We start from the raw sequence: 18,387 nt of genomic DNA, 5'->3' as shown, positions 1-18,387 counted from the left end.
AAATAGAGATGGCAGACGATAAAAAAGTGATATTCTCAATGTCAAAATTGAGTAAAACCTATCAAGGAGCAGATAAACCAGTACTTAAAAACATCTATTTGAGTTTCTTTTATGGAGCTAAGATTGGTATTTTGGGTTTAAATGGTTCCGGAAAATCTTCTTTATTAAAAATTATTGCCGGTGTTGATAAAAACTACCAAGGAGATGTAGTGTTTGCACCGGGTTATACGGTAGGGTATTTAGAACAAGAACCTATTTTAGATGATACTAAAACGGTTATTGAAATTGTAAGAGAAGGAGTTGCTGAAACAATGGCAGTTTTAGAAGAATTCAATAAAATCAATGATAGTTTTGGTTTGCCGGAAGTCTATGAAAATGCCGATAAAATGGAGCAATTGATGGATCGTCAAGCACTTTTACAAGACAAAATTGATGCATTGGGAGCGTGGGAAATCGATACTAAACTGGAAATTGCCATGGATGCTTTGCGTACTCCGGAAGGCGATACGCCAATTAAGAATTTATCTGGTGGTGAGCGTCGTCGTGTCGCTTTATGTCGCTTGTTGTTGCAACAACCTGATGTATTGCTTTTGGATGAGCCTACGAATCACTTGGATGCCGAAAGTGTACTTTGGTTAGAACAACATTTAGCACAATATGCCGGAACTGTAATTGCAGTAACGCACGATAGATACTTCTTGGATAATGTGGCCGGTTGGATTCTGGAATTGGACAGAGGGGAAGGAATTCCTTGGAAAGGGAACTATTCTTCTTGGTTAGACCAAAAATCAAGCCGTATGGCATTAGAAGAAAAAGTAGCTTCAAAACGCAGAAAAAACTTAGAACGCGAGTTGGATTGGGTTCGTCAAGGTGCCAAAGGGCGTCAAACAAAACAAAAAGCGCGTTTGCAGAACTACGATAAATTACTGAATGAAGACCAAAAACAATTAGATGAAAATCTGGAAATTTATATTCCAAATGGACCACGTTTAGGGACGAATGTAATTGAAGCCAAAAATGTTGCTAAAGCTTATGGAGATAAATTATTGTATGATAATTTAAATTTTACGTTGCCACAAGCAGGAATTGTTGGGATTATCGGACCCAATGGGGCTGGTAAATCAACTATCTTCAAAATGATAATGGGCGAAGAGAAGCCAGATGCAGGGGAATTTTTAATTGGGGATACCGTAAAAATTGCTTACGTAGATCAAGCGCACTCCAATATAGATCCTAATAAATCGATTTGGGAAAACTTTGCTGACGGTCAGGAATTGATAATGATGGGCGGAAAACAAGTAAATTCAAGAGCATATTTGTCACGATTTAATTTTGGTGGTGGAGAACAAAATAAGAAAGTTTCTATGCTTTCCGGTGGAGAACGTAACCGTTTGCATCTAGCAATGACTTTGAAAGAAGAAGGAAACGTACTTTTGCTGGATGAGCCTACGAATGATTTGGACATCAATACACTTCGTGCATTAGAAGAAGGTTTGGAGAGTTTTGCCGGTTGTGCGGTTGTTATTTCTCACGACAGATGGTTCTTAGATAGGATTTGTACACACATTCTAGCTTTTGAAGGAAACTCTGAAGTGTATTGTTTTGAAGGTGGCTTCTCTGAATATGAAGAAAATAAAAAGAAACGTTTGGGTGGTGATTTAACACCAAAACGATTGAAATACAGAAAGTTAATTAGAAGTTAGTCTTTCTGAAATTTGTTAATAACAGCAAGAGGATGACTAATAGACATCCTCTTTTTTTGTTCTGTAATTTTTGTTCTGTCGGAATTCATCATAATGAAAACTGCTAAAAAATTTCTACGTTGACTAAACAAAATTTGACAACCATTATAAAAGTTCCGTTATCCCAAGAAAAAAGTGTAGTGTCTTTCTTGATCCATTTATTTTAAGTTGGTTCAAATTCAGGCTTCTCATAAAATAAAAGGCATGATAATTATTATAATTGGTCTTTTAGTCTAAAAACTTAGCCTCTAACTCTTTTGTGGGAATCATACAACTTTCCTTTTTTCCAAACCATTTGTATCGATTTACAGCGATATAATCATAAAAGAAATTGTTGAACGATGTGGGGAATATCGAAAATATAGTGGTTAAATAAAATAGCCCACCTAAGTTTTTAGCTATTGCTAAAGCAGCTTCTGATTTATAATAATAAGCAAAACCAGGCTGATACAGAATAATACTATCTGTTTTTTGTGTATTAACTCCCAAATGTTTGATGATTTTTTGACCCAAATCAGATTGTAAGGCGACAAATCGGAAAATATCTTTAGTATCATGCTTAATAATCACTTGCACCGCCGAATCACACAGATTACAAACGCCGTCAAAGAGAATTATTTTTTTGTCTTTAGGAATATTGAGCATAATTTAAATTTTATAATTCAACTAGATTGAAATTTCTGCTTCATCAAAATGATGAAATACGTGATGAGACTGCAAACTGAATACTGGTTACTTCTTCCCCGCTTCAACAAACTCCAGCGCTTCCAAACTGACTTTTGAAGTAAATACGCCGTAGTTCACTGTTACTTTGTTTTTTTCAATAGAATCGATGGTTCCTACTGCTTTTCCATCAAGCATTCGCACGCGATCGCCTACTTTTAAGGTTGGTTTTGGTTTTTCAACCACGATTTTTAATTTCTTTTCTTTCTTTTCTTTTCTTATTTCCTCCACTTGAACCGTAACTTCTTGAATGACTTCTTTTTTCTTTTCTATCAGTGCTTTAGTTTCTTTAACAGTTACTTTTTTGCGTTTTGAATTTTCTATTTCAATAATTTTAAGAAATTCACCAAGCAATTCTTTCTTATTTTTATTATTGAAATATTTCTCTGAAATGTCTTCAATTTTTTGTCCAATGTAAATCGTTTTCTGATTGCTGTCGTATAATTCCTGATAGCTTTCTAGTTTTTGTTTGATTTTCACATTGATAGTCTCCATTTTCTTGCCTTCTTCACGCGCTTTTGTTTCTTCTTCTTTGAGGGTTTGCGATGTTTTTTCCATCTTTGAACGCTCTTTTTGAAGTGTGGCAATCGTTTTATCAAAGCGTACTTTTCCAACTTCAATTTTCTTTTTGGCCCGATTGATTAAGCTGAAAGGAATTCCGTTTTTCAGAGCGACTTCAAAGGTAAATGAACTTCCGGCTTGACCTAATGCCAATTTATACATAGGCTCTAATGATTTTTCATCAAAAAGCATGTTGGCATTGGTAGCAAAAGGCAATTCGTTAGCCAGAATTTTTAGATTTGAATAATGAGTGGTAATAATCCCAAAAGCTTCCCGATGGTAGAACTCTTCTAAGAAAATTTCGGCTAAAGCACCTCCCAATTCAGGATCTGAACCCGTACCAAATTCATCAATAAGAAACATAGTTTTTCTATTACACTTCTTCAGGAAATAGTTCATGTTCTTTAATCGGTAACTGTATGTACTTAATTGATTTTCAATAGATTGATTGTCTCCGATATCTGTTAAAATTCTATCAAATAAAAATGTTTCACTGCGTTCATGAACGGGAATTAACATACCGGATTGTAGCATCAGTTGCAATAATCCAACGGTTTTCAAGGAGATAGTTTTTCCTCCTGCGTTGGGTCCGGAAATTACAATAATTCTACTTTCCTGACTGAGTTCAATAGTTTGCGGGTGTGTAATTTCGTTTTTCTGTTTATTATTCAAATATAAAATAGGATGGTACGCATCTCTAAAATAAACACGACGTTCCTCAGTAATTGTTGGCAAAATTCCGTTGATTTTATTAGCATAATTTGCCTTTGCGGCAATTACATCAATATCACTCAAGAAATCCTGATATTCAATCAATAACTGTAAAAAAGGACGAATATAATTAGATAACTGTTTTAAAATTCGGGTGATTTCTTCTTTTTCTTCATATTCTAAATTACTCAATTCACGAGAATATTGTAAGGTAGCTTCCGGTTCAATATAAGCAATACTTCCAGTCTTGGAACTGCCCAGAATGGATCCTTTTACTTTGCGACGGTACATGGCTAAAACGGCCAAAACACGTCTGTTTTGTACAAAACTTTCTTTTATATCGTCTAAATATCCTAATGAGTTGTATTGTGTCAGTGCTGTGCCAAAACTTTGATTCACTTTCCCGCGAACCGCATTCATGTTCCTACGGATATTCAATAAATCCGGGGATGCATTGTCTTTTATTTCACCATATTTGTCAACTACTTCATCGACCATCGTGATAATTTCTTTAGTCAGTTCAACTTGGTTTGCTCTTGCGTTTAAATTTGGATAATAATCTTCGAATTTTCTCAAAAAACTCAATAGGAAATTTACCGTTGATGAAATGGTAGCGATTTTTCTAAAACTGCCCACTTCCAAGAAACTGTCTTCAATGGCCAGAAATTTTATCTCATACGTGATGGCATCAAAACCATGATTTGGAATGGCATTGTTATTTTGGAAAGACGAAACATATTCCGATGTTTGCATTAATGCCTGTACCAACGTTTCCTTGTCTTTAAATGGAGTGATTTCTAATGCTTTTTGTTTTCCAATGTCAGTATTACAAATGGTCGAAATGGTTTCGAGAACAGTTGGAAATTGTAAATCTTGTAATGTTTTTTCGGTGATGGATATCATTTTATAATCTAAGTTGTAAAGGTTCAAAGTTACAAAGATTCAAAGTGAAATGCATTAATTTTTTTAGCGTACTTTGCGAAAAACTTTGCGAACTTTACGGCAAAATAAATTACATGCAAATTAACCTCAATCCCTCTTGGAAAACCATTTTATCAGACGAAATCAAGAAATCCTATTTTCAGGAATTAATGGGAACTGTTGATGAGGAATATAAAAATCATACTTGTTATCCTCCCAAAGAATTGATTTTTGCAGCGTTTAATTATTGCAGTTTCAAAGATGTAAAGATTGTTATCATTGGTCAAGATCCGTATCATGGTAAAGGCGAAGCGAATGGTTTGAGTTTCTCTGTGAATGACGGCATCCGAATTCCGCCGTCGTTACGCAATATTTTTCGCGAAATGAGTGATGATTTAGGGACTATTTTTATGCCTGCTGCCGGTAATTTAGAAGCTTGGGCAAAGCAAGGTGTTTTATTGTTGAATGCCTCGCTGACCGTGAGAGAAGACAGCCCAAATAGCCATAAACACTTGAAATGGAATGTTTTTACGGATGCAGTTATCCAAAAAATTTCGGGAAAAAAAGAGCATGTTGTTTTCTTACTTTGGGGAAATTTCGCCCATAAAAAAGGACTTAAAATCGACCGAAATAAACATTTGGTTTTTGAATCCGGACATCCTTCGCCTATGAGTGCAAATCAGGGAAAATGGTTCGGGAATAAACATTTTAGTAAAACAAATTCTTATTTGAAAAGAAATGGTTTAGAGCCAATAGAATGGTAGTAGTCTTTTAAACTATTCTTAAATTATATTTTTCTGAACCATTAAGAAATTAAGGATTTAAAACTTAATTTTCTAAATTTTTTAATGGTTTAAAAGATTTTAATGGTACTGGTTTTAGAATTTGTTTTTGTTTGAATAAAAGAGTAATTATTTTTTTATTATATCTTCCAGAACGGCTCTGTCAGCATAATTAATTACTTTCAAAGTAACTTCTTGGTTTTTGATTGTTTTACCTTCTATAAGGTAGAGTTTTCCTTTCTTAAGATCAATATTACTTTGGTCAAAATCAACATCTCCAAATTGCAATGTATTTTTTATATCGGCAGTATCAATCCATTTTTCAGCTAAAATAAGAGAAGCTTTATCGGAATAATAAAAGGGTTTGTTTCTTAAATCATTTAGTACTCTTGCGTTTGGAAAATAATTGCAGCGGGTGTCTTTGCCGCTGAAAACTAACGCTACAAAAAACAGTCCTATAACTAAACCTACAAGATAATAGGCAAAACGATGTATAAACTTCATGAATTATATTTTTGGCAAAGGTAGCAGAAAGTTTTCTTAAAAAACAATTAAATTAATGTCGTTATTGGGTAAGTCAAACCAGTCACTAATAGCATTGTTTGTGAGGATTCCGTGGTACATATAGACGCCATTTTTTAACCCTTTATCACAACGTATAGCACTCTCAATACCACCATCCTCAGCAATTTTCATTAGGTAAGGCGATATGATATTGCTTATGGAAAGCGAAGCGGTTTTAGAATAGCGGGACGGAATATTGGGTACGCAATAATGCAATACATTGTTTTTGATAAACGTTGGTTTTTCATGGGATGTCACTTCAGAAGTCTCAAAACATCCTCCAGTATCAATACTTACATCTACGATTACGGCGCCAATTTTCATGTGTTCTACCATGGTCTCCGTAACTATCACGGGACAACGATCTTTCCCTCGCATGGCACCAATGGCGACATCACACCTTCTCAATGCTTTTAGCAAAGCTTTTGGTTGTATGGTAGAAGTAAAGATTCGTTGGTTCAGATTATTCTGCAAACGACGTAGTTTGGTGATAGAATTATCAAAAACTTTGACATTGGCTCCTAATCCTATAGCGGTTTTGGCAGCAAATTCCCCCACCGTTCCTGCACCTAGAATGACCACATCAGTAGGAGGGACTCCGGTAATGTTACCGAATAATAGTCCTTTTCCAAATTCATTAGTAATCATCAATTCGGCAGCAATTAGGATAGAAGCAGTTCCTGCTATCTCGCTCAGGGATTTTACTGCAGGATAGGTTCCGTCTTCGTCTTTGATGTATTCAAAAGCCAATGCGGTAATTTTCTTTTTGGTTAAAGCCTCAAAATAGTTTTTTTTACGCGTTTTTAATTGGATGGCTGACAACAGAATGGTTTGCGGATTCATCATTTCAATTTCGGTAAGTGTGGCAGGTTCCACCTTCAAAATCATAGGACAACTGAATACTTTTTTGGTGTCATTTGTGATTTCGGCACCTGCATCACTATATTCTTTGTCGGTATAACTCGAACTCAATCCCGCACCAGCTTCAATCATTACGCGATGTCCGTGATACGTAATTGAAGTAACAGCATCTGGTGTAAGACAAATCCGACGTTCTTGATAACTCGTTTCCTTGGGAATACCAATAAAAAGTTCACTTTTTTGTCTTGCAATTTCCAGTTTTTCCTCCTGAGGTAAAAGCTGTTGTTTTGTGAATGGTGTTATAGTTATTGACATTGATGTTGTTAAATTAAGGGTACAATTTACGTAAAAAGTTTTATAAACGATACGAATTCAATCTTGATAAATTCGTTTATAAGACAACTAAATCTCAGTGAATGATTCTTTCCATTTTTATATCGGCTCGCTCATAAACGCCATCTTCTAACAGTACTTCTACGAAATCAAATTTTTTATACAAATGAATAGCCGATAGTAATTTCCGGTTCGAATATAAAATCAGTTTCTCCATTCCTTTTGTTTCGGCAACAGCAAGGCAATGCAGCATTAATTTTTTGCCAACTCCCAGTCCTTGTGCGCTAACAGTAACAGCCATTTTACTCAGTTCAAAAGTGGCATTATCGATTTTTATTAAGGAAACTGTTCCTACTATGGTATTCTTGTATTTTGCATAAAAAATCATTCCGCCTTTGTCAATTATCTGACCTTGCGGATCCGAAAGTATTTTTTCATCTTTGGGTTCAACCCAAAAATGTTTTTGTAACCATTCCAGATTTAATGTTTTTATCGCTTCTTTGAAAGCAGGGGCAAATGGTATTATTTCAACGGTATTATCTACACTCATATTTACTTTTAACTTAAGGTTAAAGAACGTTTTCCGTCAGGAAGCAGTGAAATAGTTATAACGGAATGTGTTTCCGGAATCAAATTTGGGATCTTCTCAGCCCATTCTATAAAGCACCAATTACCAGAATACAAATAATCATCAATCCCCATATCCAGCGCTTCGACTTCAGTATTTAATCTGTAAAAATCAAAATGATAAACTAACTGATTGTCAAATGCTTCATATTCATTAACTAAAGAAAAAGTTGGGCTACTCGTTGCTCCGGTTACGCCAAGCGTTTTACACAATCGCTTGATCAAAGTTGTTTTTCCAACGCCCATTTCCCCATGAAAAAGAATCACTTTTTTAGGATTCTTTGTAATGATTTTTTGCGCCACTTCCTCGAGTTCGTCAATAGAAAAAATGATATTCATTCTTGTGAAATTGTTTAAAGTTTAAGGTTCATGCTATACATTAAAAACGGATACTGACTACTTATTTTGGGTTAAAAACCAAAAATGGAATAATCATTTCTTCTAATGAAATACCCCCGTGCTGATACGTATTTTTGTAATAACTCACATAATGATTGTAGTTGTTGACATAGGCCAAAAATAAATCATTTTTTGCAAAAATATACGAACTGCTCATATTTATGGTAGGCAAACCAATATTTTTTGGTTCTTTCACAGCATAAACATCTTTGTGTTCGTATGTCAAACTGCGTCCGGTTTTATACCGCAAGTTCAAACTAGTGTTTTTGTCACCTACCACTTTCGATGGGTTTTTTACGTTTATCGTTCCGTGATCCGTGGTCAAAATCAATTTGAAACCCATTTTTTGAGCTTGTTGAATGATTTCTAAAAGTGGAGAATTCTTAAACCAGCTCAAGGTCAGCGAACGATACGCTTTATCATCAGAGGCCAGTTCTTTTACGACATCCATCTCTGTTTTGGCATGGGAAAGCATGTCTACAAAGTTATATACAACAGTTACTAAATCATTATCTTTTAGTGCTTTAAATCCCTCTGATAATTTTTTTCCGCTGGCAAGACTTGTTATTTTAAAATAATCTTCCTTGATATTCAAACCCAATTTTTTTAGTTGCGCCGTCAAAAATTCGGCTTCAAAAAGGTTCTTTCCGCCTTCTTCCGGGTCGTTTTTCCAGTATTTCGGAAACTGTTTTTCCATTTCCAGCGGGGTTAAACCGGAGAAAATAGCGTTTCGCGCATATTGTGTGGCCGTAGGAAGAATAGAATAGTAAGGCACTTCTTTTTCCAGTTTATAGTAATTTCCTACTACACTTTCAAAGGTTTTCCACTGGTCATAGCGCAGGTTATCAATTACGACAAACAAAATAGGCTTGTCTTTTTTCTGGAGTTCAGGAAGCACTAATTCTTTGAATAATGTGTGCGATTGAACCGGTTTATCGGCCTTTGGAGCAAACCAATCCTCATAATTGCGCTCTATGAATTTTCCAAACTGGGAATTGGCTTCTGTTTTCTGGGATTCCAAAATTTCAATCATACTCTGATCATCGATATTTTCCAATTCCAGTTCCCAAAAAATCAATTTTTTGTATAACTCAACCCAGTCTTCATAGGAATTCACCATCGCCATTTCCATGGTGATTTTTCTAAATTCTTTCTGATAATCCAGCGTTGTTTTTTGAGAAATCAATCGGGAATGATCCAGATTTTTCTTCAAACTCAACAAAATCTGATTTGGATTCACGGGTTTGATCAAATAATCGGCAATTTTTGACCCTATGGCTTCCTCCATAATGTATTCTTCCTCGCTTTTCGTAATCATAATCATGGGAACCGAAGATTTTTTCTCCTTCATTTCTGACAGTGTTTCCAAACCACTCATTCCAGGCATATTTTCATCCAGAAAAATAATATCAAAATTGTTTTCTTCAAAAATTCCAATGGCGTCAAGTCCGTTGTTACAGGTCGTAACCTCGTAATTTTTCTTTTCCAGAAATAATATATGTGGTTTCAAAAGGTCGATTTCATCATCTACCCAAAGTATTTTTATTTTATCCATAAGTTGTAGTAACAGGTGTTCGAAAGAACTAAATTAAAGTGGCAAATTACATTTTTTTGGAATTGCTATCTGCTAATGTTATTATAATTTTTTAACATATTTACGTTATAATTTTTAAAATTACAATTCACTTTAATTCTGTTTTAAGTTAATTTTTTGGTGTACCTAATCGTTCGTAAACTCCGTCCGGGTCTGACTGTACGCTATATTTTAGATGAAATTTGAGCTATATAATACATGTGTTTGGTATTGTTTTCGCCTAATCTAATGGCAAATTTATCATTTAAAACCAGCACACCACTTACCGTGTTATCTAAAAACTCCTTCGTGACAGGCTTTTTTAACCTAGATTCGTTGTGAATAGGTTTGATATCCATAATAAATTGATTAAATTTCGGAATTGATTAGTCAATCGGAGCGGTACATTAGGCTCGTATTGCTAAAAAATTGAAACTGATGGTTATACAATTGAATGTGATATTCTGTTGTACGATACTCCATTCATGTTGTGTATCGCTTACTCTGTTATTTCTTTTATTTTTAAGAGAAAATATTTTAAAAACAGAATCTAAGCCGTTAAAAAAAAGACTAATGAAAGAAGTTACAGATATTTTAAAAGCCTATTCAACAGCCAAAGCGAGTGGAAAAAAAACAGCATTGGCAACAGTGGTCAAAGTAGAAGGCTCTTCTTACCGTCAGCCGGGCGCACGCATGCTTGTAACAGAAGACGGTATTTTGACCGGTGCTATTAGCGGCGGATGCCTTGAAGGCGATGCCTTGCGAAAAGCACTGCTGGCCATACACCAAAAACAAAATAAGCTAATTACCTACGATACCAGTGATGAAAGCGATTCTGATTTTGGAGTGCAATTAGGATGCAACGGAATTGTCCATATTCTTTTTGAATACATCGATGAATGTGCAGTATGTAATCCGATTTACTTGTTGGAACAATCGGTAGCAGAACGCAAAGAAGCCGTGGTTTTGACCTTGTTTTCCTTGGAGCGGAATACTGTACAAATAGGGACTGTATTAGTGTACCGAGAAGATCTGGTGATTAGTCAAAGAACTGATTTAAAGGCATTGCATGTAGCTTTCAAGGAAGTACTTTATAGCAAATCATCGATTATAAAAAAAATACAGCTAGAAGATCATGAACATGAAGCTTTAATCGAATACATCCCACTCCCAGTTTCGCTAGTACTTGCCGGTGCAGGAAATGATGCGCAACCATTAGTAAAAATGGCTAATTTATTAGGTTGGGAAGTACTTGTAGGTGACGGAAGAGCAACGCATTCAACCGCAAAACGTTTTCCAGAAGCCAAGCAAATACTTGTAACCAAGCCACTGCAATTAGTAGAAAACAGCAGCATTGACTCCCGGACTTTCTTTGTCCTGATGACGCATAACTACAAATATGATCTGGAAGTTTTAAAATTGCTTTTGGAAACTGATTGTATGTACATCGGAATATTAGGTCCAAAGACAAAACTGAACCGCATGTTTGATGATTTGAGCGCCGAAGGAATTGTGGTAACTAAAGCACAGCTGGATCGAATCTATGGTCCGATAGGCCTTGATATTGGTGCGGAAACATCAGAAGAAATAGCGCTTTCTGTTGTAGCAGAAATAAAAGCAGTGATGGAAGGAAAAACGGCGAACTCGCTCAAACACAAAAAAAATAAAATACATCCTGCTACGAATGGGATTAAAAATACTTGATTATGATAAAAGACACATTCGGACGCGTTCACGACTATCTCAGGATTTCACTGACTGATAATTGCAATCTACGCTGTTTTTATTGCATGCCAGAAGAAAATTATGCCTTTGCACCAGCCTCTAAATTAATGCAGGTTGAAGAGATCGAAACCATCGCCAAATTATTCGTGGCCAATGGCGTAAAAAAAATTCGCCTGACCGGAGGCGAACCTTTGGTACGAAAAGACGCTCCACGGATTATAGAATCTTTGGGAAAATTAGGAGTTGAACTCGCTATTACTACCAATGGCGTGCGGATAAATGAAATGCTAGACGAGCTTTTAGCGGCAAATATTAAGGCGATAAATATCAGCTTAGATACTTTGCAAGCCGATAAATTTTTGAAAATTACCCGAAGAGATTTGTATCATCGTGTCAGAAGTAATATCGAATTGCTGTTGCAGCACGGGATTCGTGTGAAAATAAATGTGGTTGTGATGAAAGGCCTCAACGAGAACGAAATTCTGGATTTTATAGCACTGACCCAACACAATACAATCGAAGTACGGTTTATCGAATTCATGCCTTTCAGTGGTAATAACTGGACGAGTAACCAGGTTTTTACCCTGCAAGAGATTTTGTTGAAAGTCGCTTCAAAATATGATGTCCTTCCGGTGCAGCCCGAACCCAACGATACCTCAAAAAAATATATGATTCCGGGTCATGTGGGTTCCTTTGCTGTAATTAGTACAATGAGTTCTCCTTTTTGTGAAACTTGCAACCGCATGCGACTGACGGCTGATGGAAAATTAAAAAATTGCTTATTCTCTAAAGAGGAAACCGATTTGCTTGGCGCTTTACGTGCCGGTCAAGAAATTTTGCCTTTGATAGAAGACACTATTATGGCTAAGGCCAAAGCTTTAGGAGGTCAATTTAGTGGCGTTTTTGAAGATATAGATGCCAGTAAACTTAAAAATAGAAGTATGATTACAATAGGCGGCTGATGGAAAATAAAACAGGAATAGTACTATTGGCAGCGGGGAGTTCCTCGCGCTTGGGTCGGCCCAAACAGTTACTTGAATTTAATGGTAAAACCTTACTTTTTCATACTGTAGAACAAATACTCGAAGTAAGCACTAAAGCGATTGTTGTAATGGGTTCAAAGAACACCGCTATTGAAAAAGAAGTTAATTCGGTTTTAATTTGCCGAAATCCTGATTGGCAAAAAGGCATGGGGTCTTCGATAAGCAAAGGCTTGGAGGAGTTGCTGCTTGTTAATTTAGACATTGAGCACTGCATTTTGGCCGTTTGTGACCAGCCTCATATTGATGCTGTTGTTTTCCGCAGCTTAATTGAAAAGCATAAAAAAACCGGAAAAGGTATTATCGCCTCTAGCTATGCCAATACGATGGGAACTCCCGTTTTGTTCAGCAGAAAATACTTTACTGAGCTAATGCAGCTTTCTGGTAATGCCGGAGCCCGAAAAATGATTGAAAAATACAAAAAAGATGTGGCCAGCATTCCCTTTGAAAAAGGGGCTGTTGATATCGACACTATAGAAGATTACGAACAACTGATCCATCCCAAATGATTTCTGTAAAAGAAGCAAAACAACTAATTATGGGAGCAGCTTTGACAAAAAAAAGTGAGCTCGTCGCACTCCAATATGCTCATGGACAAGTGACCGCAAGAGACATTCGAGCCATGATAGACATTCCAAATTTTCATCAATCTTCCATGGATGGTTATGCTATGAAATATGAAGATAAGGACAGTCTTCTTACCATTATAGGAGAAATGGCGGCTGGTACGAGTAGACAACTGGTACTTAATAAAGGTGAGGCTACGAGAATATTTACCGGCGCTCCTTTGCCGGAGGGAGCTGATACCGTAGTAATGCAAGAACGGATATGCCTTGAAAACGGAAAACTACTAGTTGAAGACCAGACACTTTTGAAAGGAGCAAATGTAAGACTAAAAGGAGCAGAGGTTGAAAGCGGAGTCATTGCCATGGCGGCTGAAACTTATCTTTCCCCGGCAGCAGTAGGCTTTCTAGCCGGAATAGGCTGTGCGGAAGTTTGGGTATATTCACCTCCAAAAGTGGCTATTATCCTTACCGGAAATGAATTGCAAGAACCGGGTCGTCCCTTAGAATTTGGTCAGGTTTATGAAGCCAATTCCGTTCAGTTAAAAGCAGTTTTAAATAAAATTGGCGTCAGAGATATTACAGTACAAACTGCTGAAGATCAGATTAAAGTATTACAGGACGTTTTGCAAAAAGCGCTTGACACTCATGATATTGTTCTTTTGAACGGTGGCGTTAGTGTGGGCGATTATGATTTTGTGCCTCTTGTGGCGCAGCGGTGTGGTGTCGAGCAACAATTTCACAAAATCAAGCAGAAGCCCGGGAAGCCTTTGTTTTTTGGAACAAAAAAAGACAAATTGATTTTTGGACTTCCTGGAAATCCTTCGTCTTCGCTGACTTGTTTTTACGAGTATGTGTTACCAGTACTTGAAAATCGTATGGGCTTGACTAATAGCTTGACGGAAATTACCGCTAGGGTTACACATGATTATCCTAAAGCTTCGGGATTAACACATTTTCTAAAGGCCTCGTATAGCAATGGAACAGTAACTCCCTTGCATGCACAAGAATCTTTCCGTTTGCACTCTTTTGCTCAGGCGAATTGCTTTATTGTTTTGCCGGAAGAATCAAAAGGTTGCCTAGCCGGAGAAGAAGTTGCCGTTCATCTCCTGCCTGGATAATACTTGTTTCAAAAAAAACAATATTTTTACTATTTATCCCTAACTCATTAAATGAATGTCTATAGAAGTATTTTACATAATTCTTTTTTTTGTTGCTTTCTTATATGCTTCGGTCGGTCATGGTGGTGCCAGTGGCTATCTGGCGCTAATGGCACTTTATGGTATTGCTCCTGAAGAAATGAAACCGACTGCTTTAGTGCTCAATCTTTTCGTTTCTATAACTTCTTTTTCACACTATTATCGCGGTGGGTTTTTCTCAAAGAAAATATTTATTCCAATTGCAGCAATGTCGATTCCCATGGCCTTTATTGGCGGAATGATTACCGTTGAAGAAACGGTTTACAAGCGAATTTTGGGAGTGTTATTGCTTTTTCCTATTCTTCGTTTTTTCTTTTTCAAAAATGTAGAAGATTGTCAATTGAGGCCCCATACTGTTTCCGTAGTAATTATTAGTGGAGGAATCGTGGGCTTGCTGTCGGGAATGATTGGTATTGGAGGAGGTATTTTGCTTTCACCCCTTTTATTACTGTTGCAATGGACCAATCAAAAACAGACTGCGGCCATAAGTGCGGCATTTATATTTGTGAATTCTCTAGCGGGGCTAGGTGGTATGCTCACACGAGGTATTACATTCACGGGAGATATGGCTCTGTTTGTTGGTGTAGCTTTGGTCGGAGGATTTTTGGGTGCTTATTTAGGTTCTAAGAAATTTAATGCTACTATTCTGAAATATGTACTGGCTGTAGTTTTGCTGTTGGCTTCCTATAAATTAGTGTTTTCAAAAGCTTAGTTATATGTAAATTAGGAGTAATTATATTCTTAATAGGTTTAAGTATAGATATAGGATTTTTAAAATTAATTTTGCTTAAATTTAGACACTAGTATTAATGATGATTTATGGCTCATAAATGTTTGATAATTCAGAATCACAACGCGTAATTAAAAAAATATTCAGAACGTTTAGCGGAATTTTGCATTAAGATGTTTTGGATAAAGATAGATTTATTGTAATTTCCCCAAACGCCCGTATTTGAAAAAATCATAAAAAATCAGGCTTTGCAAATATTATCTACATATGAAAATTAAAATTATAGCATTTGGTTCGATTACAGCGATTATGGGAAAAGAAATTTGCCTGCACGCTACTGACATCGTGTCTATGAAAGAAGCTTTAGAGCAACTTTTTCCAGAATTGTCGGATCGTAAATATGCGGTAGCAGTCAACATGAAATTAGCAGGAACAAATGTTTTATTTGGTCAAAATGATACGGTAGCACTTATGCCACCTTATTCAGGAGGATAATATGGAAAATTATAACGCCCGATATTCCCGCCATTATTCACTTCAAGATTTTGGAACTAAAGGACAGCAAAAACTGGAGAAAGCCAAGGTGCTTGTGATAGGAGCGGGTGGTTTAGGATGTCCCGTCTTGCAGTATCTTGTTGCCTCTGGGATTGGTACCATTGGCATTGTAGATCATGATATCATATCCTTAAGCAACCTGCAACGACAGGTTTTATACACGACGGATGACATTGGTAAAGACAAAGCCACAGTTGCATGCAAAAGACTACTAAGCCTCAATCCTGAAATTAGTATTACGGGCTATGTCATTGCACTTAGTTCTAAAAATGCAATAAAACTCATCCGTGCCTATGATATTATAGTGGATTGCACTGATAATTTTGCATCCCGCTATTTGATAAACGATGCCTGTGTCTTGTTAGAGAAGCCTTTGGTTTTTGGTGCTATTTATCAATATGAAGGGCAAGTGGCTGTTTTTAATATTGAAGATGAAAATAAGAACAAGACGAACTACCGCCATTTGTTTCCTAAACCTCCAAAACCGGATGAAGTTCAAAATTGCAATGAAGCGGGTGTTTTAGGCGTTTTACCCGGGATCATCGGGTTGATGCAGGCTGGGGAGGTGATTAAATTACTTACAGGAATAGGGGAGGTATTGGTTAATAGACTCCTTACATTCAGTTTGCTTAATTATGAACTGTATGTCATTGAAATTAATATGGAAGTTTCCGTTTCTGATTTGATACCAAAAGATGAAATAACATTCGAAGCCACAGAATATAACTTGCTCTGCGGACTCGCAAGTACCGAAATTGAAACCCTTTCTGTTATTGATTTTTTAGACCAAGTTTCCAATAACGATACTATTGTAATTGATGTCCGGGAAAAGGACGAGCTTCCAAAAGCTGATTTCAAATATTGTGCTCTTCCCTTATCCGGGCTGAGTGAAAAAATTCCAGAAATTAGTGAACGTACGATTCTATTATTCTGCCAAAGTGGAAAACGTAGCTTGATAGCAGGGGCACTTTTATTAGAAAAATTTGGAACTACCAAAAAAATAAGCCACTTAAAAGACGGCATCAATGCATTAAAAGATCTTAAATAATGATCAAAAAAATCAAAAATATTTTCATTGAAGGAGCTATTCCTCCATTATTTATAGCAGATAGCATTGCAAAACATGCGACTAAAAAAAATATTGGAGCGCACAGTATTTTCCTGGGTCAGATTCGGGAAGATGTTGTTGATGGCAAAACAGTGAAAGCTATTGAATATAGTGCTTATGAAGCGATGGCGTTAGAAAAAATGCAGGAAATCAGGGAAGAGCTATTTTCTAAATATGAGTTGAGCTGTATGCATGTGCATCACAGTCTTGGGGTGGTCAATGCGGGTGAAATATGCCTGTTTGTTTTCACTTCTTCTAAGCACAGAAACATTGCCATGGAAGCCTGTAATGAAATTGTAGAACGCGTGAAAGCAGAACTTCAGATTTGGGGAAAAGAAATTTTTAATGACCAATCCCATCAGTGGAAAATAAATAGCTGAATTTAATTTTCGTACTTGGATTAAATCCGATTTAGAACATACTATTTTATGACTTTAATAGCCGTGTTAATTCGGAAACGGTAGCAATTGTCAATTCAATTTCTGCTAAAGTGGTGAATTTTCCTAAGCTAAATCGGATCGAAGATAAGGCATTTTCATTTGTAAGACCCAATGCTTTCAAGACATGTGAAGGTTCTGATGTAACAGCCGAACAGGCCGAACCATTAGAAACGGAAATATTTTGCAAAGCAAGAATAAGATTTTCAGAATTCACGCCTCGAAAGCAAATATTGGTCGTATTGTAAAGACGATTTGTTTGCGAACCATTGACAAAAGATGCGGGTATTTTCAATAGTTCCCTTTCAAGTAAGTCTCGCATTATTGTTATCCTATCTCTGTCCTTTTCCATTTCTAAGCTTGCAATTTCGCAGGCTTTGCCAAGTCCGATGATTCCCGGAACATTTAAAGTACCGCTTCGTTTGCTGTTTTGCTGACCACCTCCAGTGATTTGACTCGTTAATTTTGCTTTTATTTTTTTGGAAACAAATAATGCACCGATGCCTTTTGGTCCATAAAATTTATGTGCAGAAAGAGACAGAAGGTCAATGCCTAAATCAACGACATTAATTGGAATTTTTCCTATAGCCTGAGTGGCATCGCACAGGAAATAGGCTTCTTTAGATTTAGCAATTTCCCCGATTTTTTTAATATCCTGGAGTGTCCCCGTTTCGTTATTTGCCATCATGACAATTACTAGTGCAGTTTCTTCGGTCACGGATGCTGTAAGAAGGTCTAGGTCTAAAATACCATCCTTATTGACGCCTAAATAGCTGATTTTGTATCCGATGGTTTCTAGGTGAAGGCAAGTATCCAAAACGGCTTCGTGCTCTGTAATTACAGTAACAATATGTTTGCGTTTTTCGTTTGCAAGTCCTTTGATTGCAAGATTTATTGCTTCTGTTGCACCTGAGGTAAAAATAATGTCGTTTGGTTTTGCTTGAATTAGTTCCGCTGTTTGCCATCTGGCCTGTTCGACTGCTTCTTTCACCGTTAATCCAGCCAGGTGGCTACTGTTTGCATTGGCATAAAAATTAGTGAAATAGGGAAGCATGGCATCAAGCACCCGATCGTCAATACGCGTTGTTGCATTATTATCTAAATAGATTTTTTCTTGGATAAGTGTCATTTAAACTAGTATTGTAAAGTAGGTTTTATGCTTATTTAGTTCTTTTGTGAGTTTTTAAGAATCTGCTTTTGCGGAGCATAGGAATTAAAAAAGAGCTTGTAATT

At 36.5% G+C, this 18,387-nt stretch carries 19 protein-coding genes; 10 read left to right on the top strand and 9 right to left on the bottom strand.

The features are described from left to right. The first annotated feature begins 8 nt into the window (after positions 1-8). Positions 9-1,703, top strand: coding sequence for an energy-dependent translational throttle protein EttA (ettA, locus tag EKM03_RS08510; protein ID WP_126459410.1), 1,695 nt, complete (start codon positions 9-11; stop codon positions 1,701-1,703). Positions 1,704-1,970: 267 nt separating this feature from the next. On the opposite strand, the gene EKM03_RS08505 is transcribed toward ettA, so the two are convergent. Beyond that, on the bottom strand, positions 1,971-2,387 hold the full coding sequence (locus EKM03_RS08505) for a thiol-disulfide oxidoreductase DCC family protein (RefSeq protein WP_126459413.1): 417 nt from the start codon (positions 2,385-2,387) through the stop codon (positions 1,971-1,973). Positions 2,388-2,474: 87 nt separating this feature from the next. Next, a complete protein-coding gene (locus EKM03_RS08500) occupies positions 2,475-4,640 on the bottom strand; it encodes a DNA mismatch repair protein MutS (protein WP_126459416.1) in 2,166 nt (721 codons plus the stop codon). A gap of 113 nt (positions 4,641-4,753) precedes the next feature. Here EKM03_RS08500 and EKM03_RS08495 point away from each other — a divergent pair, with 113 nt between their 5' ends. After that, positions 4,754-5,422 carry a uracil-DNA glycosylase gene (locus EKM03_RS08495; protein ID WP_126459419.1) on the top strand — a complete coding sequence of 223 codons (669 nt, stop codon included), beginning with the start codon at positions 4,754-4,756 and terminating at the stop codon, positions 5,420-5,422. Between the two features lie 147 nt (positions 5,423-5,569). On the opposite strand, the gene EKM03_RS08490 is transcribed toward EKM03_RS08495, so the two are convergent. From EKM03_RS08490 to EKM03_RS14985, 6 genes are all read right to left on the bottom strand, one after another. Next, positions 5,570-5,944: a DUF4258 domain-containing protein gene (locus EKM03_RS08490; protein ID WP_126451527.1), complete on the bottom strand. Its 375-nt coding sequence runs from the start codon at positions 5,942-5,944 to the stop codon at positions 5,570-5,572. Positions 5,945-5,980: 36 nt separating this feature from the next. Next, positions 5,981-7,180: an alanine dehydrogenase gene (locus EKM03_RS08485; RefSeq protein ID WP_197037185.1), complete on the bottom strand. Its 1,200-nt coding sequence runs from the start codon at positions 7,178-7,180 to the stop codon at positions 5,981-5,983. A 94-nt stretch (positions 7,181-7,274) separates the two neighbouring features. Further along, positions 7,275-7,748, bottom strand: coding sequence for a GNAT family N-acetyltransferase (locus EKM03_RS08480; RefSeq protein WP_126561541.1), 474 nt, complete (start codon positions 7,746-7,748; stop codon positions 7,275-7,277). Positions 7,749-7,756: 8 nt separating this feature from the next. After that, positions 7,757-8,164 carry a tRNA (adenosine(37)-N6)-threonylcarbamoyltransferase complex ATPase subunit type 1 TsaE gene (tsaE, locus tag EKM03_RS08475; protein ID WP_126561542.1) on the bottom strand — a complete coding sequence of 136 codons (408 nt, stop codon included), beginning with the start codon at positions 8,162-8,164 and terminating at the stop codon, positions 7,757-7,759. Between the two features lie 61 nt (positions 8,165-8,225). Then, the gene (locus tag EKM03_RS08470) at positions 8,226-9,779 is read right to left on the bottom strand and encodes a PglZ domain-containing protein (RefSeq protein ID WP_126459428.1); all 1,554 of its coding nucleotides are present in this window, start codon (positions 9,777-9,779) and stop codon (positions 8,226-8,228) included. 203 nt (positions 9,780-9,982) lie between these two features. After that, positions 9,983-10,156 (bottom strand): hypothetical protein, encoded by a 174-nt coding sequence (locus EKM03_RS14985; protein ID WP_156063247.1) that lies wholly within the window; start codon positions 10,154-10,156, stop codon positions 9,983-9,985. 214 nt (positions 10,157-10,370) lie between these two features. On the opposite strand from EKM03_RS14985, the gene EKM03_RS08465 reads away from it, so the two are divergent. From EKM03_RS08465 to EKM03_RS08430, 8 genes are all read left to right on the top strand, one after another. Then, entirely contained in the window at positions 10,371-11,501 is a 1,131-nt protein-coding gene (locus EKM03_RS08465) for an XdhC family protein (RefSeq protein WP_126563716.1), read from the top strand. Between the two features lie 2 nt (positions 11,502-11,503). Then, positions 11,504-12,484, top strand: a complete 981-nt coding sequence (moaA, locus tag EKM03_RS08460) for a GTP 3',8-cyclase MoaA (protein WP_126459434.1) — start codon at positions 11,504-11,506, stop codon at positions 12,482-12,484. Beyond that, positions 12,484-13,071, top strand: coding sequence for an NTP transferase domain-containing protein (locus EKM03_RS08455; RefSeq protein WP_126553362.1), 588 nt, complete (start codon positions 12,484-12,486; stop codon positions 13,069-13,071). Before moaA ends, EKM03_RS08455 begins: the two co-directional genes overlap by 1 nt. Beyond that, positions 13,068-14,246, top strand: coding sequence for a gephyrin-like molybdotransferase Glp (gene glp, locus EKM03_RS08450; protein WP_126740176.1), 1,179 nt, complete (start codon positions 13,068-13,070; stop codon positions 14,244-14,246). Before EKM03_RS08455 ends, glp begins: the two co-directional genes overlap by 4 nt. A gap of 55 nt (positions 14,247-14,301) precedes the next feature. Then, positions 14,302-15,036: a sulfite exporter TauE/SafE family protein gene (locus tag EKM03_RS08445; protein ID WP_126740175.1), complete on the top strand. Its 735-nt coding sequence runs from the start codon at positions 14,302-14,304 to the stop codon at positions 15,034-15,036. A gap of 285 nt (positions 15,037-15,321) precedes the next feature. Further along, positions 15,322-15,549, top strand: a complete 228-nt coding sequence (locus tag EKM03_RS08440) for a MoaD/ThiS family protein (protein ID WP_126576183.1) — start codon at positions 15,322-15,324, stop codon at positions 15,547-15,549. Between the two features lies 1 nt (position 15,550). Continuing rightward, positions 15,551-16,657 (top strand): HesA/MoeB/ThiF family protein, encoded by a 1,107-nt coding sequence (locus EKM03_RS08435; protein WP_126563718.1) that lies wholly within the window; start codon positions 15,551-15,553, stop codon positions 16,655-16,657. Continuing rightward, complete coding sequence (locus tag EKM03_RS08430) at positions 16,657-17,097, top strand: molybdenum cofactor biosynthesis protein MoaE (protein WP_126563719.1); 441 nt, start codon at positions 16,657-16,659, stop codon at positions 17,095-17,097. Before EKM03_RS08435 ends, EKM03_RS08430 begins: the two co-directional genes overlap by 1 nt. A gap of 46 nt (positions 17,098-17,143) precedes the next feature. Here EKM03_RS08430 and EKM03_RS08425 read toward each other — a convergent pair whose 3' ends face one another. Further along, entirely contained in the window at positions 17,144-18,283 is a 1,140-nt protein-coding gene (locus EKM03_RS08425; RefSeq protein ID WP_126740174.1) for a cysteine desulfurase family protein, read from the bottom strand. Positions 18,284-18,387: the final 104 nt, after the last annotated feature.

Origin of the sequence: Flavobacterium sp. GSP6, from assembly GCF_003984855.1 — a bacterium.
Classification (GTDB): Bacteria; Bacteroidota; Bacteroidia; order Flavobacteriales; family Flavobacteriaceae; genus Flavobacterium.
Note: the sequence above shows the minus strand (reverse complement) of the source record. Positions and strands in the feature narration are given on the sequence as shown.